Origin of the sequence: Desulfosporosinus sp. FKA (assembly GCF_002196785.1) — a bacterium.
Taxonomy (GTDB): domain Bacteria; phylum Bacillota; class Desulfitobacteriia; order Desulfitobacteriales; family Desulfitobacteriaceae; genus Desulfosporosinus; species Desulfosporosinus acididurans.
Genome location: NZ_NAHZ01000033.1, coordinates 199,479 through 215,590, shown reverse-complemented (window position 1 = coordinate 215,590; position 16,112 = coordinate 199,479). Strand labels below are relative to the sequence as shown.

At 41.4% G+C, this 16,112-nt stretch carries 12 protein-coding genes; 1 reads left to right on the top strand and 11 read right to left on the bottom strand.

Features of this window, described 5'->3' with window-relative positions:
- Positions 1-214 precede the first annotated feature (214 nt).
- Positions 215-1,555 carry a UbiD family decarboxylase gene (locus tag B5771_RS20335; protein ID WP_088189156.1) on the top strand — a complete coding sequence of 447 codons (1,341 nt, stop codon included), beginning with the start codon at positions 215-217 and terminating at the stop codon, positions 1,553-1,555.
- 250 nt (positions 1,556-1,805) lie between these two features.
- Here the strand turns inward: B5771_RS20335 and B5771_RS20330 are convergent, their stop codons facing one another.
- The 11 genes from B5771_RS20330 to B5771_RS20280 all read right to left on the bottom strand — a co-directional run bounded on the left by B5771_RS20330 (position 1,806) and on the right by B5771_RS20280 (position 15,988).
- Positions 1,806-2,165, bottom strand: coding sequence for a DsrE family protein (locus B5771_RS20330; protein ID WP_088189155.1), 360 nt, complete (start codon positions 2,163-2,165; stop codon positions 1,806-1,808).
- Positions 2,166-2,458: 293 nt separating this feature from the next.
- Positions 2,459-6,097: a methionine synthase gene (metH, locus tag B5771_RS20325; RefSeq protein WP_088189154.1), complete on the bottom strand. Its 3,639-nt coding sequence runs from the start codon at positions 6,095-6,097 to the stop codon at positions 2,459-2,461.
- Between the two features lie 403 nt (positions 6,098-6,500).
- Complete coding sequence (locus B5771_RS20320) at positions 6,501-7,409, bottom strand: LysR family transcriptional regulator (protein ID WP_088189153.1); 909 nt, start codon at positions 7,407-7,409, stop codon at positions 6,501-6,503.
- Between the two features lie 197 nt (positions 7,410-7,606).
- Positions 7,607-9,277 (bottom strand): formate--tetrahydrofolate ligase, encoded by a 1,671-nt coding sequence (locus tag B5771_RS20315; protein WP_088189152.1) that lies wholly within the window; start codon positions 9,275-9,277, stop codon positions 7,607-7,609.
- 22 nt (positions 9,278-9,299) lie between these two features.
- Positions 9,300-9,857 carry a DUF2284 domain-containing protein gene (locus B5771_RS20310; protein ID WP_172408328.1) on the bottom strand — a complete coding sequence of 186 codons (558 nt, stop codon included), beginning with the start codon at positions 9,855-9,857 and terminating at the stop codon, positions 9,300-9,302.
- 84 nt (positions 9,858-9,941) lie between these two features.
- On the bottom strand, positions 9,942-10,919 hold the full coding sequence (locus tag B5771_RS20305; RefSeq protein WP_088189151.1) for a uroporphyrinogen decarboxylase family protein: 978 nt from the start codon (positions 10,917-10,919) through the stop codon (positions 9,942-9,944).
- Between the two features lie 29 nt (positions 10,920-10,948).
- On the bottom strand, positions 10,949-11,581 hold the full coding sequence (locus B5771_RS20300; protein ID WP_088189150.1) for a corrinoid protein: 633 nt from the start codon (positions 11,579-11,581) through the stop codon (positions 10,949-10,951).
- A gap of 78 nt (positions 11,582-11,659) precedes the next feature.
- Positions 11,660-12,463, bottom strand: a complete 804-nt coding sequence (locus B5771_RS20295; RefSeq protein ID WP_088189149.1) for a methyltetrahydrofolate cobalamin methyltransferase — start codon at positions 12,461-12,463, stop codon at positions 11,660-11,662.
- Positions 12,464-12,821: 358 nt separating this feature from the next.
- Positions 12,822-14,222, bottom strand: a complete 1,401-nt coding sequence (locus tag B5771_RS20290; protein ID WP_088189148.1) for an amino acid permease — start codon at positions 14,220-14,222, stop codon at positions 12,822-12,824.
- A gap of 434 nt (positions 14,223-14,656) precedes the next feature.
- Positions 14,657-15,229 (bottom strand): hypothetical protein, encoded by a 573-nt coding sequence (locus B5771_RS20285; RefSeq protein ID WP_088189147.1) that lies wholly within the window; start codon positions 15,227-15,229, stop codon positions 14,657-14,659.
- 216 nt (positions 15,230-15,445) lie between these two features.
- Positions 15,446-15,988, bottom strand: coding sequence for a hypothetical protein (locus tag B5771_RS20280; protein WP_088189146.1), 543 nt, complete (start codon positions 15,986-15,988; stop codon positions 15,446-15,448).
- Positions 15,989-16,112: the final 124 nt, after the last annotated feature.

Sequence of the window (16,112 nt, the reverse complement as noted above, 5' to 3'; positions counted from 1 at the left end):
TCAGTGAACTAGAAGTGGGGGGCTTAAAAAATGGATCAAAGACTTTTCCTAACAAAGTAAGATGAGATAACGACATATGCCTTAATATAGATATGGCTTTATAATTTCAGAATCTGTGATGAACTCAAAATATCTTCATATAATCAATTAGAAATTAAAATATAGAAATTCTCCTCGACTACCTCCCATTGCTCAAAAGAAAGGTGAGTATGTTATGGTGGTTAACTCATTACGAAGCTGGCTGCATCAATTGCGTCAGGAAGGTAAACTCAAATATGTCAATCGAGAGGTCGACCGCCGTTACGAATTAGCGGCTGTCTCTAAAAAGGCGGATGGTTTATATTGCCTTCAGTTCAATCATGTGCGCGGCTCAAATATCCCCGTCGTTACAAATATTGCTCATAGCCGAGATCTTATTGCGCTGGCGCTCGGCGTGCGCAAAGAAAAGCTGGCTGAACATTTTGCCTGGGCACAAGGCCATCCGGGTCAGTGTCAATTAATCCCCCCGGGTCAAGCACCTGTTAAAAGCAAAATAATGCAGCCTGATTTAAGGAGCTTACCAATCGTCATCCACCACGAAAAAGACGGGGGAGCGTTCATTACCGCAGGCTTGTTGATAGCCAAAGATCCGGAAACCGGCATACGCAATGTTTCTATTCACCGTTTACAGATGTTTTCTCCCAAACACCTAGGAATCCTCATGCTTCCTAGACATCTGAGGCAGATTTATCAAAAAGCTGAAGCTATGAACGCCCCGCTGGATATTGCCATTGTTATCGGTGTAGATCCTATTCCTCTGCTTGCATCCCAAGCGCAAGTGCCACTCGGTTATGATGAATTTGCTGTTGCTGCTGCACTTTACGGCCAACCTTTTCCCATGGTACGCTGCGAGACCGTGAATCTCGAAGTTCCCGCTCAGGCCGAGATTGTCCTTGAAGGCCGAATGCTGCCCCATGTTCGTCATATGGAAGGACCCTTTGGCGAATTCCCCAAAACCTATACTCCCTCATATCCTAAACCCATGATTGAACTTACAGCCATGACTACGCGCAATAATCCGATCTACCATACCATTGTCCCCGCCAGTAACGAACATTTTTTAATCGGAGGGATTCCCCGCGAGGGCGGTTTATTTGAAACAATGAGCAAGACTGTCACTTGCGTCAGGCATGTTCGTTTCACTCCAGGAGGTACTTGTCGTTTCCATGCTATTGTATCCATCGCTAAGAAATCAGACGAAGAACCTAAAAATGCTATTTTAGCTGCTATTAACGGCAGCCAGGATATCAAACATATTGTAATCGTCGATCAGGATATCAATATCTTTAATAATTTAGACGTCGAATGGGCTATTGCCACTAGAACCCAAGCGGCTCGTGACGTTATTATCGCCCGTGATCTGCCCGGCAATCTTCTGGATCCTTCTGCAAGAAATTCCATAAGTGACAAAATGGGGATTGATGCTACGGTGCCGCTGGGGCATTACGAACGTTTTGCCAAAATGCATATTCCTGGCGAAGAAAAAATTGTGCTCAATAATTATCTAAGCAACTAAGAATCATAATGGTTTTATCCACTATCATAAAACTCCTGCTCCTGCTCCTGCTTCTGCTTCTGCTTCTACACTTTCGTCACCGAAACCACGGTGTTCAGCTTTAGCTGAACGAGTTTACTATGAATTTTAACGCATAAAAAAATCGCCCACTGTGATTACTTCTTGGTGTTAGCACAGTGGGCGATTATTATTTTTTTGTAAAAAAATAGCAATAACGCTGCTTTATCTAGCATTAATTTGCAATAATTAATCAAGGCTTTATATAACAATATCCTTCATTTTGTTTTACAACAAGTTCTATTACTCCGGCTGGAACGGTTTCAACGTAATCATAAAGATTATCCTTTTTTAGATTATTGGCCACTAAGGCATTGTGGCAGGCTACAAACTTGACGCCCTGTTGATTCAAGCTTTCCATGATCTTAACATCATTATCAAAATCTAAAGCATGCTGATTTTTATCATAATACTTTACCGCCTCGGCATTTGCCAAGACCTCAACAGAATAATTATCCTCACCCGATGCTTTTAATAAATTGCTTACATTCGTTAATAACAGTTTCCATTTCGTCATTTCGTCGATATGAAATATAACCTTGTAGTCTTTCATTACATTATCTCCTTCTAGAATTTGTTGGACGGCTCAATAATAAGTCCAAGCTCTAAAAATATATGTCTATTATATTCATTTCTACAATTATCTACAATATTTTTGTCCTATTTTAGGAAAAAATCCGCCTGTTCAGTGAACACGTTCAGCTAAAGCAGAACATCGGGGCTTCAGATACAATAATGTCCAGTGGACATTATTGCCGAGCCGCCTTTCCCAACTGGAATACCTTGCGGCGAAGGAGGACTCTACTTTAGTAAAAGGCTGTTATAGCAAAGAAATCTATACCTTTCTTAAATAATGGTACCTAACATTTTCTTAAGCTCTTTAAGATCCTTTTGGGTACGTCTGGCGTAATCGTGCATTTGATCCTTATCAATTCTATGAATATCAAAATAGTTGGCCTGGCATGAACTGAAGTACAAGCCGCAAACACTAGCCACAGGGTCCATCATATAATGGTCTGTTAAGCTGACACCCGTATTTTTTTCTCCCTCTAATAGATAAAACAGCTTGGCTTTTTCACTATGATCTCTAAGACAAGGATAGCCAAAAGCAGGCCTGATTCCATGATAAGATCCTTTGAATAAAGTTTCAGGTTCTGACGTTTCATCTGGAGCGTATCCCCAATAATCCTTTCTGACATGATAGTGTAACAACTCAGCGAAGGCCTCGGCCAGCCTATCCGCAAGAAGCTTCACCATAATTGCTTCATAGTCATTGCCTTGTTCTTTAAGTTTCTCGGCATACTCTTTGACTCCTATACCCGCTGTGACTATAAAACCGCCTAAATAGTCAGTCTTGCCGGACTCTTTGGGGGCTATATAATCGGCTAAGCAACGATAGACCTTATCGTTGGCAACGGTTTGCTGCCTTAACATATTGAAGGTTGTAACCCTTCCTTGATGATACAATTCAATATCATCGTCTTGAGAGTTGGCAGGAAAAATACCGCAAACAGCATTGGCTGTCAGTATTTCTTTTTTCTCTAGTAGATCTAACATTTTGTTAGCATCGGCCAAAAGCTTTCGGGCTTCATCACCGTATTTAGGATCTTCCATAATTTTAGGATAGGCCATTCCCATATCCCAGGCTACAAAGAAATAAGACCAATCGATATAGGCTCTTAATTCACTCAAAGGATAATTTTTTAACAATTTGGTGCCAATAAGGTTTGGTACCCTGATGGATTCTTCATTCCAATTTATTTTAAATTTCTTTTCCCTGGCTTCAGCGAGAGGCAGCAGCTTTCTTTTGGCGTTCTCATAGTTTTCTCTTAACGTTTGGTATTCATTGTCTATCTCCTTTAAATAGCCCTTGACCGTATTTCTATCAACAAGCCTTTTGGCAATTTCTACGGATTTCGAGGCATCAACGCTATAAACGACACCTCTTGAATAGTTGGGGGCAATTTTCAAGGCTGTGTGAGTTTTAGACGTTGTGGCACCTCCAATCATCAAAGGAATCTTAAACTCTTGCCGTTCCATTTCCTCCGCCACATGACACATCTCTTCCAAGGAAGGGGTGATCAGTCCGCTCAGGGCGATAATATCTGCATTTTCTTTTTGAGCCGTCTGGAGAATTAGTTCAGTGGAAGCCATAACCCCTAAATCAATGACTTCAAAATTGTTGCAAGCCAGGATCACTGCAACGATATTTTTACCGATGTCATGAACATCACCCTTGACCGTAGCCATCACGATTTTTCCAGCGCAGTTTTTTGCGCCTGTCTTCTTCTCAGCTTCTATATAGGGTAATAAACAGCTGACTGCCTTTTTCATAACTCGCGCACTCTTCACGACCTGGGGGAGGAACATTTTACCGTCTCCAAATAAGTTTCCGACCATCTTCATGCCTTCCATCAACGGTCCTTCGATCACCTCTTCAGCTCGGGCATATTGCTTTCTGACTTCCTCAACATCTTCTTCAATAAATTCGGAGATACCCTTGACTAAAGCATGAATGAGCCGGTGTTCGCAGTCTTGCTCTCTCCAGGCAAGATTATTCTCGGTTTGGTTTCTGCCCGTCGTCTTATAGCTTTCCGCAAAAGACAAGAGTTTTTCCGCGGCATCAGGCGTCTTGTTTAAGACGACATCTTCGACTGCTTGGAGAAGCTCCTGATCGATTTCATCGTAAATTTGAATCAGACCAGGATTAACAATCGCCATATCCAGACCGGCAGCAATAGCATGATATAAAAACACAGAATGCATAGCTTCTCTGATGGTATTATTTCCTCGAAAAGAGAAGGATAAATTACTTACCCCTCCGCTCACTTTGGCAGAGGGAAGATTATCTTTAATCCATTTTACGGTATTAATAAAATCGAGCGCATAATTATTATGTTCTTCAATGCCTGTGGCTATGGCTAAAATATTCGGATCAAAAATGATATCTTCTGGGGGGAACTTCACCTTATTCACCAATAAATTATAGGCTCTTTGACAAACGGCTATTTTCCGTTCAAAAGTATCAGCCTGCCCCTGCTCGTCAAAAGCCATTACAACTAGGCCTGCGCCATGCTTTTTAATTAAGGCCGCTTGCCGGATAAACTCCTCTTCTCCGCCTTTCAGGCTGATGGAATTAACGACGGCTTTTCCCTGAATAGCCTTTAACCCTGCTTCGATGACTTCAAATCTCGAGGAATCAACCATCACCGGAACTCTGGAAATCTCCGGTTCAGCGGCAAGAAGCTTGAGAAAACGATCCATTTCATGTTGAGCATCAAGAAGTCCGTCATCAAAGTTTATATCAATGATTTGAGCCCCATTCTGTACCTGTTCCTTAGCGATTGCTAACGCTTCCTCATAGTTTTTCTCTCTGATTAAGCGGGCAAATTTCGCTGATCCGGATACATTCGTTCTTTCCCCAATATTGACAAAATTATTTTCTTTCTTAATGGCTATAGCTTCCAATCCGCAAAATATCGTCTCTTTTTCGAGCAGAGGAATTCTTCTTGGTTGGATTCCTTTTACAGCTTCACTAATCGCTTTAATATGGGCAGGAGTGGAACCGCAGCAAGCTCCGACAATATTCAAATGTCCTTCTTCCGCCAATTCTCTGACTAGAGCCGCTGTTTCTTCCGGACGTTCCTCATACTCCCCCAGTGAGTTAGGCAAACCGGCATTAGGGTGAAAACTTATATATCGATCTTGCGATTTTGACAGGTATTTTAAGAAAGGAATAAGATCCCTGGCACCAAAAGAACAGTTTAACCCTATACCAAGGATCCCCTCTCCCCTTAGAGTGTGAGCGAAGGCCTCCAGGGTTTGTCCGGATAAGATTCGGCCACTTTTATCAGCAATTGTTCCCGAGATAAATACGGGCAAAATGATACCTTTTTCCTCACAAAGATTTCGAACTGCAACCACTGCGGCTTTAGCATTTAATGCATCAAAAATCGTTTCGATTATAATAATATCCACTCCACCGTCGGCAAGACCTGCGATCTGTTCTCGGTAAGCGAATTCAAGTTCGTCAAAGCTTATATTTCTGAACCCTGGGTTTTCAACATCCGGGGAAAGAGAGGCTGTTCTATTGGTCGGTCCCACTGAGCCGGCAACAAAACGCGGTTTGCTTGGATCAATCTCTGTAAACAGATCGGCCTGGGCTCTTGCCAGCTTTGCCCCCTGAACATTGAGTTCATAGATCTTTTCCTCCATCCCATAGTCCATCTGAGATATTCTCGTGGCATTAAAGGTATTTGTCTCGATTATATCGGCGCCGGCTTCCAGATAGCTTCTATGAATTGCTTGAATGATCTCAGGATGAGTAAGATTTAGTAGGTCATTATTCCCCTTTTGGTTTCTCTGACAAGGACACGTTCCTCTAAATTCCGGTTCCTGTAAATTGTATCCCTGGATGCAGGTTCCCATGGCTCCATCTAAAACAAGAATTCTATCCTTTAAATAAGTCTCAATATTGTATTTCATCAGTAGACCTCCCCCGATCATTAAATCTGCACCGGAATTTTATAACTATGAAGTGAACTCTTCAGCTTTAGCTTTAGCTTACCGTTATGACTTCAGTGACAAAAGTGTCCTGCGGCCACTTTCGCCGAAAGCGCCTAGCCCATGATAAATGATGTCGCGCTAAAGAATGGACTTACCTCTACCGAAGTAAGGTATGGGAATTCCGCTCCCACTTACTAGAAGTGGGACTCTTACATTTGGTTAAATACACCCAATCTTGCAAGAAAGGTTTCTCGATTAGATTTACTATACCATCGAACAATGGATATAAAGTAACTCTAAAAAACTATGGCTTGTTATAGTCTAAAACTATAACAAGCCATTTCTTACTCAAACTTGTCACAAAGGGTTTCCATTATTAGAATTAGCGATAATCTTGAATTACCTTCTCCAGTTCCTGCACATAAGCTGTTGCCAGCTTGCTAAGTGTTACATTCTTATGCGAAATCCAGCCTACTGTTATCGTCTCGTCAATATTCAAGGGCACGGCGATAATGTTATTGCCGTTAAGGTCTGCACTTAAAACGCCGGTGGAAATGGTATAGCCGTTTAAACCAATCAAGAGATTAAAAAGTGTCGCCCTGTCACTCACGCGAATATTCTTTTTATGGGTTAACGTACTGAGAATTTCCTCAAAAAAATGAAAGGAATTATATTGCCCTTGTTCAAAAGATAAACATGGGTAAGGATCCAGATCGTCTAAGCTAACGTTTGCTTGCTTGGCCAGGGGATTTTTAGCACTGATAAAAACATGAGGCTGTGCTTGGAATAAAACAGTAAATTCCAGATTGCTTTCTTTCAAGAGCTTATTAATGACCTTGTTATTAAAGTCGTTAAGATAGAGGATACCGATCTCACTGCGGAGATTTTTAACATCGTCCAGAATTTCATAAGTTTTTGTTTCCCTTAAGGTAAACTCATAGTCTTCTAAAGCGTATTTTTGGATCAGATTGACAAAGGCATTGACAGAAAAAGCATAGTGCTGAGTTGAAACCGAAAAATGTTGAGGAGATGGCTTAGCATCCAAGTATCGATTTTCCAACAGTTCTATTTGTTCTATAACCTGCCGGGCGTAACCCAAAAATTCCGTTCCCTCGACTGATACATTAATTCCCTTGTTAGTCCGCTCGAAAATAGTGATCTTAAGCTCTTCTTCCAATTCTTTGATGGCCATGGAAAGACTGGGCTGAGATATAAACAATCGCTTGGCGGCTTCATTAATCGAGCCCCAGTTTGCAATTTCAATGGCATATTTGAGCTGTTGAAATGTCATCCTTCCCCCCCTATTCTTCGTTAAATTGCTTCGTGCTTTTAATGATACAGTATATCGAAATTCGGATAAGAATACTAGTTATTACTACATTCCAGGTAAAAGCAACCTAACATGGATTCAAGAAAAAAGTACCCTTCCAATAATAATGGAAAGGTACTAACGAAGGGCTTTAGTAAATTAAGAGTGGAAACTCGAGCTTAGAACAATCCTGTAATTGTTCCGTTAACATCAATATCCATTCTCGTCGCTGCCGGACGTTTGGGCAATCCTGGCATGGTCATGATTGCTCCAGTAATTGCCACTAAGAATCCGGCTCCGGCAGACAGTCTTAATTCACGTACAGTAATCGTGAATCCCGTCGGACGTCCCAGACGTGAAGCATCATCCGAGAGGGAGTATTGTGTTTTGGCCATACAGACGGGCAAATTTCCATAACCCATTTCCACATATTTCTTCATAGAGTTTTGAGCTGCTTTATCAAAGACAACACCATCAGCCCCGTAAATTTCTTTGGCGATCTTCTCAATTTTGGCTTCAATAGGCAAATCTAATTCATAAAGGACTTTAAAGTTGGATTCTTTTTCTTCCAGCACGCGAAGAACTGTTTCAGCCAGCTCAACTCCGCCATCTCCGCCGCTCATAAAGACTTCAGAAAGGGCCACCTCCGCACCCAGCTCCTGACATCTCTTGCGGACTAAACTCAGCTCTGCCTCGGTGTCTGTTGGGAAGCGATTAATTGCTACTACAGAAGGAACACCAAATTTAGCCATGTTTTCGATATGTTTCTCAAGGTTGACAATCCCTCGTTCTAAGGCTCCCAAATCTTCAGTGTCCAATTGGTCTTTGGCGAGACCGCCATTCATCTTCAAAGCTCTAACCGTTGCCACAATAACAACGGCCTCTGGTTTCAAGCCGCCAAACCGGCACTTCAAATCAAAGAACTTTTCAGCACCAAGGTCAGCACCGAAACCGGCCTCGGTGACGAGATAATCTACTAACTTGAGACCCAGTTTTGTGGCCATAATACTGTTGCAGCCATGGGCAATGTTGGCAAAGGGCCCGCCATGAATAAATACCGGTGTGTTTTCCAACGTTTGAACAAGATTCGGCTTAATGGCATCTTTCATTAAGAGCGCCATGGCCCCTTCCGCTTCGAGATCGTGAGCCGTTACCGGCTTGCCATCATAGGTGTAGGCCACGACAATCTTGCCAAAACGTTCTTTGAGATCCATAAGGTCACTGGCCAAACAAAGAACCGCCATGACTTCAGAAGCAACCGTAATATCATAGCCACTCTCGCGGGGAACCCCTTCTGTCCTGCCGCCCAAGCCTATCACAATTTTGCGCAGAGCGCGGTCATTCATATCGACAACACGTCGGAAGACAATTTGACGAGGATCAATATTTAAGGGGTTGCCTTGCTGAATGCTATTATCCAACATGGCAGCTAAGAGGCTGTGAGCCGAGGTAATGGCATGAAAATCACCTGTAAAATGAAGATTAATATCTTCCATAGGAACAACTTGAGCATAGCCGCCGCCGGCAGCCCCCCCTTTAATACCAAAACATGGTCCGAGGGATGGCTCGCGAATAGCAATCATGGCTTTCTTGCCCATTTTCCAAAGGGCTTGTCCTAATCCTACGGTTGTTGTCGTCTTTCCTTCTCCGGCTGGGGTAGGATTAATAGCCGTTACTAAAATGAGCTTGCCGTCAGGCTTATCTTTAAGACGATTCCAAACATCAAGGCTAACTTTAGCTTTATACTTGCCGTAAGCCTCAATATCATCCTCTGTCAAATCAAGTTTTTGGGCAATCTCTGTGATTGGTTTCATTTCCGCTGCTTGGGCTATTTCGATATCACTTTTCATGTCTTTTACCCCATTTCTTTAATCACTCTGGTTCAACTAAAATAAGGCTTACACAGGAAATAGTATTCTCCCCATTATTGTAAGGAATTCCACAACTCTTTTCTAAGGCAATAACGTCGATCCCACTGGCTTCGACAGACCAGACAGCTTCTTCAGGAAATCGGCACTCTAGATTATCTAAAAAAGCACATCTGCCGCAGTAAGTGCAGGGACCAACATTCAATGGGAGCAGTTTCTTATAAGCAAACGTGCGCCTAAGCTTGTCCCATAGTTCTCGAAATATCCTAGTGTGTTCTGCTGTTCCTTCCTGCATACCTTCCCAATCAAAGGAACTCTCTAACTGATATACAGTTTGGAAGAGTAATCCTTGCCTAAACGTTAGAACCTTCTCCTTTAGTTCAGCAATCGATCCGACGGCAGGAGGACACATCCAGTTTTTATTAAAACTTCCGCAGACATTTTGCTCACATTGAGTTCTAAAGTCTTCATTAAATTGAATAGCCGCAACGTCGATAGTTGCCGCGTGTGCTGCTCCAAGGGATTTTGCCAGTAACGTCAGCTTTTCCATGTCAGGGTTCACAATCAGCCTCTCCCTTCAATTCAGCAGTATAACCCAGGTTGAAAAAAGTTCTTTTCAGCCTGGGTTGTTTTGAGGCTAAGCGTTTCAGAACATCTCTTTACTTATTTTGTCAATAGCTTCACTGGCACATTGATAGACACCTGGGAAAGAACTGAAGTTTAAGCCTTGAGTCAAATTAGGAATGAAGTACAACTTGCCGCAGTTTTTACAAGCTCTTTCGACTTCTCTGGCAACGATTTCAGGTGTCCATCCTGGGAAATCAACAACGCCGCTGTCAATATCTCCCATGAAGGTGATCTGCTTGCCATAGTTCTTAATAAGCTCAGGCGTATTGTTAGTTGTCATAACTCCTTGCCAAATATCAATTCCCATTTCAATCATAAAAGGAACGAGATTAGCCGCATAGGAATCACTATGGTGAACGATTAACTCCACTCCGTTTTGTTTATAGAATCCATATATTTTTTTGTAAGCAGGCAGATAGAACTCCTCAAACATAGCAGGGGATATAAAGGAAGATTTTTGACTGCCCCAGTCATCATGATGGAACAGAGCATCAGGATGGAGACGATCAATCAGCACTTTGGCATAGTTCAACTCATATTCCGTCAGGTAATCAATGAGTTCATGCATCGCCTCCGGTTCTTCATACAACGCCATTAAAGCATCTTCCATGCTCATAAGATGGTGACACATTTCAAAGACGCCCGGTGCCACAAAGGCGGTTACGAATTGATCCTTGCGGTCAACGGAATTAGCATGAGCAACAGCTGCAGCCCATGCTTCATCCGAATTATTAATAACAGGGGCTTTAACATAGTTCCTCCACTCGGTAATATCCTTTAATACTTTATGTTCCTCGTCATGGACAGGGAACTGTCCCAACTGGCCTTCCGGCCATCTGAACGTAATACCCCAATCATTCTTGAACTCAGTTCCTGGTTCAGCCATAAGTTTCGAGGGAACTTCCAAGATTATCTCCATAAACTCGTATTGATTAACAAATCGATCTGGATTTCCACCTTTAATCGTTTCCAGTAAATTTTGTCGTTTCGTTAACATATGTTACCCCCCTTTTATTTTAGGTTGCCTTAACCTTTTACCAATTCCTGAGCTTTTACTGCTGCACTTCCTGCATCAGGTGCAAAACCATCGGCGCCAATTTCAGCAGCATATTCAGCGGTTACAGGCGCACCGCCGACAATCACCTTAAATCCGCTTAAACCGCTGTCTTTAAGTGCTTGAATAGTACTTCTCATGGCAGTCATAGTTGTTGTAAGAAGCCCTGAGCAGGCCACCAGGGTAACATTTTCATTTTCTTTGACGGCATCGATAAATTTAGCTGCTGAAACGTCTACGCCGAGGTCAACCATTTTAAAGCCGGCACTTTCAAGCATCATTTTGACAAGATTTTTACCGATATCATGGAGATCACCTTCAACAGTACCAATAACACAGGTACCTAGCGAGGAGGTGTTATCGCTTACAAGATGGGGTTTAAGGACTTCAACCCCTTTGGACATTGCTTTAGCAGCCATCAACATTTCAGGAACAAAAATATCTCCGGCAGAGAAGCGGTCACCGACAACTCCCATCGAGTCAATCATGGCCTGCAGGATAATTTCCGCTGCGTTTCCTTCATCTAAAGCTTCTTGTATCAAACCAGGTACAATTTTAGCTTTACCTTTCTCGACATTTGCTTTTACTTCTTCGATCTTCGACATTCCGAATTCCTCCCTTATTTTTTATTCAGATTTCAAGGCCACCACCTCTATAAGTGGTGGTGCCGAGTTCACTGATTATTACTTCTTAACACCAAATTTTCCTTCTCGATATGCACCAATGTATTCCATGCAATATTCGTCCATGCCCAGAAGGGCTTCTGTTGCATAGAGCATACCCATTAGATCTTTGTTCGTCGGATCAAGGATCGCACTGTCCATGCCGGAACCCATCGATAAGACAATAAAGGCTTGATTAACGAGTTTTCGGACAGGGAGATTGAAGGAAATGTTGCTGGCACCACCCGTTACATGAATGTCCGGATACTGCTTCTTAATTTCTTTGATAACATCCATGATCGTAAGAATGCCATCTTCTGAAGTGCAAAGCATTTGCACTAAAGGATCTATGTGCAGTCTTGAAGGAGCAATATTATACTCTTTTGCTTTCTTCATAATCTCTGCAAACACTTCCAGACGCTTTTCGCCCGTCTGAGGTATCCCAGTATCGTCACACAAGAGGGCAGCGCATTCCCATTTTGTCTCAGCAATGAGAGGGAAGACAAGTTCAATCTTGTCACCTTCCATGGATACAGAATTTATGAGACCTGGCTTATTACAAAATTTGATAGCTTCTGCACATATACGCGCATTAGGACTGTCTATAGATATAGGAGTATCTGTAACCTCTTGCACCAAATCAATAAGCCATTTAATGGTTTCAAGCTCAAGACTGTCTTCAACAGATGCACAAACATCAATGAAATTGGCACCGGCTTCACTTTGAATTTTAGCAAGGTTTTTAATAAATTCGGTATCTTTGCCGGCAATCGCCTTAGCCACGGAAGGAATAGCGCCGTTAATTTTTTCACCAATAATTATCAAGATTAATCTACCTCCATTTCAAGTCGTTCTTCAACGAGTTTCCTTTTTCTCTTTTCAAAACAGGAAGCACGTCACCTCCAAATCGAAATATTTGTCTATACATTATATTATTATTATATATTTTATTTTTAAAAAATTCTACCTTTGTGAAATTTTACATATAATTCTGTCGAGAGTGTTCATTATACACTATTTTACAACGTCTTTGCAAAAAAGTGGACACAGCAGAATATCTTGTCAAATTTTAGCCTATAGCTCAGACGAATTAATATCTGCAAATCTTCTAGCAAAAAAGGTACCCAATCAGGGTACCTTAAAGCCATTAATTCACAGACTTTTATCTGGCCATATCATTCTCTTAGTCGACATCGACCTTTGCTTCTCTATTTAAATTGCTATGTTTATACCCATACAAGAAATAGATAGCCAAACCAATGACTAACCAGACTATGAAACGAATCCAGGTAGCTCCAGGTAGTTTAAACATAAGAAATAAAGAGAATGCGGCAGCTAATAGTGGGACGACAGGTACTCCCGGGCAGCGGAAAGCGCGCGGCAGATCAGGCTGAGATTTACGTAATACAATAACAGCGATGGAGACAAAAACAAAAGCTGACATAGTACCGATATTGACCATTTCCGCAAGGACATCGATTGGAGTTAATCCGGCTACTACTGCTACAATAATACCTGTTAACCAAGTGCTTTTATTAGGAGTTTTATGAATCGGATGGGTCTCACTAAAGATTTTCGGAAGTAAGCCATCACGAGACATTGCATAGAAAACCCGAGTTTGCCCATAGAGCATAACAAGCAGTACTGTCGTAATACCTCCAAGGGCACCTATGGAAATGATTCCGGCAGCCCAATTCTGATGCATTACTTGCAATGCTAAGGCAATAGGGGCCGAAACATTTAATTTCGTGTAAGAAACAGCGCCGGTCAAAAGAGCTGTTACAATGATATACAAAACAGTACAAACAATTAAAGAAGCGATAATTCCACGCGGTAAATCCTTTTGAGGATTTTTAACTTCTTCCGCTGCAGTCGAAACAGCATCAAAACCAATATAGGCAAAGAAAACAATAGCGGCCCCCCTGAACACTCCATTCCAACCATAAGGCATGAAAGGTTGCCAGTTAGCAGGCTTAACATAAAATATCGATACTACAATAAAGACTAAGACGGCAAATAATTTGACAGCAACGATAATATTGTTAACTCTGGTGCTTTCTTTAACTCCTTGGGATAAAAGCCAAGTAATCAGAAGAGCGATTAATAATGCAGGGATGTTGACTAGTCCTCCCGAACCCGCTGACAAAGTGCCCCAGGCAGGTAAATTAATGCCTAATCCTTGCAGCAGCTTAACAAAATACCCTGACCAGCCAATGGCTACAGTACTACAAGCTAGTGCATATTCCAGCATCAGATCCCATCCGATGATCCAAGCAAAAAACTCACCAAGAGCAGCATAACTGTAAGTATACGCGCTCCCGGCCACAGGAACCATTGAAGCGAATTCAGCGTAGACCAGAGCTGCGAAGGCACAGGCAATTCCGGAAATAACAAATGATAAAACCAATGCTGGCCCGGCATACTCAGCTGCTGCTACACCTGTTAAGACAAAAATTCCGGTTCCAATAATAGCACCAATACCCAAAGCAGTAAGATCCAGTGCGCCTAAGGCTTTCTTGAGGCCACTTTTTTGCTGTGATTCGAAAATAAGCTTGGTAATAGATTTTTTCCGCAATAAATTCATTAACTAAGTAGCTCCTTTCTTTATGACAATTGTTTGTAAGAAATCATCTCTTTGATTATTGGTGCCTATAACTGGGATTCAAACCTCCTTCCTTAGTTATAAGTTTACTCTATTTATTTTTAAAAATAAATATTATTTGATTTAATTTTTATATAAAATTTTTTCTTTCCTATAATTTTTCTATATAAGTTATCATTTATTTTTATATAAGATTTAATGAAAATGATTATTTATTATATAAAAGAATTACAATTTTTATGTAATTTAAATATATGTCATTACAGGTAATTAATAACAGAGGTTTAGTTTTAAACCTCTGCTCTCAATTATTTAGTTATACTTTTGACATTATTTCGACCTGAAGTAGTGATACCTTGCTGTCCTTTAGTTCTTATACTGTTCTATATCATTAACCATTTTTGAACGAATAATTCCTATTCCATTTTTATATTTTCCTCTGAAGCTTCAAAATTATCCACTTTCCAGGTTCCCTTCTCTTTTTTTATTAACAGAGTATAGGCAGTGCTGAAAGGTGTACCTCTCACAATTCTATTTTTCTTATTGTTCTTTTTGTTTAGTTCTTTAAAGTATTTGTCTTCAGCACTGATCACACACGTTTTTACGTTATAAACCACCTCTGCTTCCTCCTGATTCTCGCTCAAAGTAATTGAGAGAAACTCACAATCTTCATATTTAGATTTAATCTTATTGTCTGTAAGAATTTTGATGGTGTTTTCTTCATCATTGTTCTTAACCAGTTTAATAAGATGGTCTACTGTATATAGATGATATTCGGCCCTTCCATCTAAAGATTCATAATTGCGCTCGGTTAAGGCTTTGGCGAAATCGTGACATACTCTCTTTATCACCAGCATCTCTTCGGTATCCTCAATCTTCACAACGTTATGGTTATCATCCGGCCTGGTATTATTATCAATGGTCTTATCCTGAGCGATCAGAGATCCCAGAATATCTGTCAAGACCTTTTTTAAAACTTCCGTCTTCATTTGATCTCCCTCTTTCACGGTCCTCATAAACTCACACTTAAAGTAGTTTATGAATCATGAAAGAATTCGGATACTCGCCCTTTGGTCAATGTTCTTTTCAGCGGCTGTTAAGTATTCAACTTGTTCTTAAAAATAACAAGAAGGCTATCGCACTCCACCATAAGCGAAAATAGCCTTAATGCTTCTTAATCTTAAGGAGCTGCCATAAATCATTAATTATTTCTTTTTTGACAGAAGATTACTGATAAATCCTTTGATTCCGCCTTTTTTGGGGCTTTCCCAGGCAGGCTGAACAGGCATCTGCCCTCCGTACCCTTGATTAATCATCTGATTTGGATATCCCTGGGTTGGATAACTTTGGGGCGGATACCCTTGTGGTTGATACCCTTGGGATTGCGGCATCATTGGTTGCTGGAGCGCCTGATTTTGCTGGAAACCTTGCGGCGGATAACCGGGAGCAGCGTACCCCTGCCCTCCAGCTTGTGGACCAGGACCCCAATTTGCATTTCCTCCCATCATCCCGCCTGGCATAGTTCCAGCCTGACCGCCTCCAAAGTTATTTGTTGGCTGGGAAAATCCTGGTGGCATAAGCAAACCACCCGGAAGCCCGAACTTAGGTGCAAATCTTTGCAGTCCTCGGCCTAATAATGGTGTCCGGTCAAATTGCCCTGAACCATTCGGCATTTGGTAGCCTTGAGTTCCTTGAGGCATCATTTGAACTTGTTGATTCCCAAATATATTCATTTTACCTAACGGCATTGGTGCTTCACCCTCATTCCATTCTTGTAATATGGTAAATTGTGGTACAATACAAGATATTCAAGTTATAACCGTTTGTCACCAAGTAAGATAACAACAAATTACCTCTCTTTTACTATAAAGA

Bases quoted from the DNA above. Each gene is read 5' to 3' on its own strand.
- B5771_RS20320 (WP_088189153.1), bottom strand. From the start codon at position 7,409: ATGACATTTCAACAGCTCAAATATGCCATTGAAATTGCAAACTGGGGC.
- B5771_RS20280 (WP_088189146.1), bottom strand. From the start codon at position 15,988: ATGCCGTTAGGTAAAATGAATATATTTGGGAATCAACAAGTTCAAATG.
- B5771_RS20305 (WP_088189151.1), bottom strand. From the start codon at position 10,919: ATGTTAACGAAACGACAAAATTTACTGGAAACGATTAAAGGTGGAAAT.
- B5771_RS20335 (WP_088189156.1), top strand. From the start codon at position 215: ATGGTGGTTAACTCATTACGAAGCTGGCTGCATCAATTGCGTCAGGAA.
- B5771_RS20290 (WP_088189148.1), bottom strand. From the start codon at position 14,222: ATGAATTTATTGCGGAAAAAATCTATTACCAAGCTTATTTTCGAATCA.
- B5771_RS20315 (WP_088189152.1), bottom strand. From the start codon at position 9,277: ATGAAAAGTGATATCGAAATAGCCCAAGCAGCGGAAATGAAACCAATC.
- B5771_RS20285 (WP_088189147.1), bottom strand. From the start codon at position 15,229: ATGAAGACGGAAGTTTTAAAAAAGGTCTTGACAGATATTCTGGGATCT.
- B5771_RS20330 (WP_088189155.1), bottom strand. From the start codon at position 2,165: ATGAAAGACTACAAGGTTATATTTCATATCGACGAAATGACGAAATGG.
- metH (WP_088189154.1), bottom strand. From the start codon at position 6,097: ATGAAATACAATATTGAGACTTATTTAAAGGATAGAATTCTTGTTTTA.
- B5771_RS20300 (WP_088189150.1), bottom strand. From the start codon at position 11,581: ATGTCGAAGATCGAAGAAGTAAAAGCAAATGTCGAGAAAGGTAAAGCT.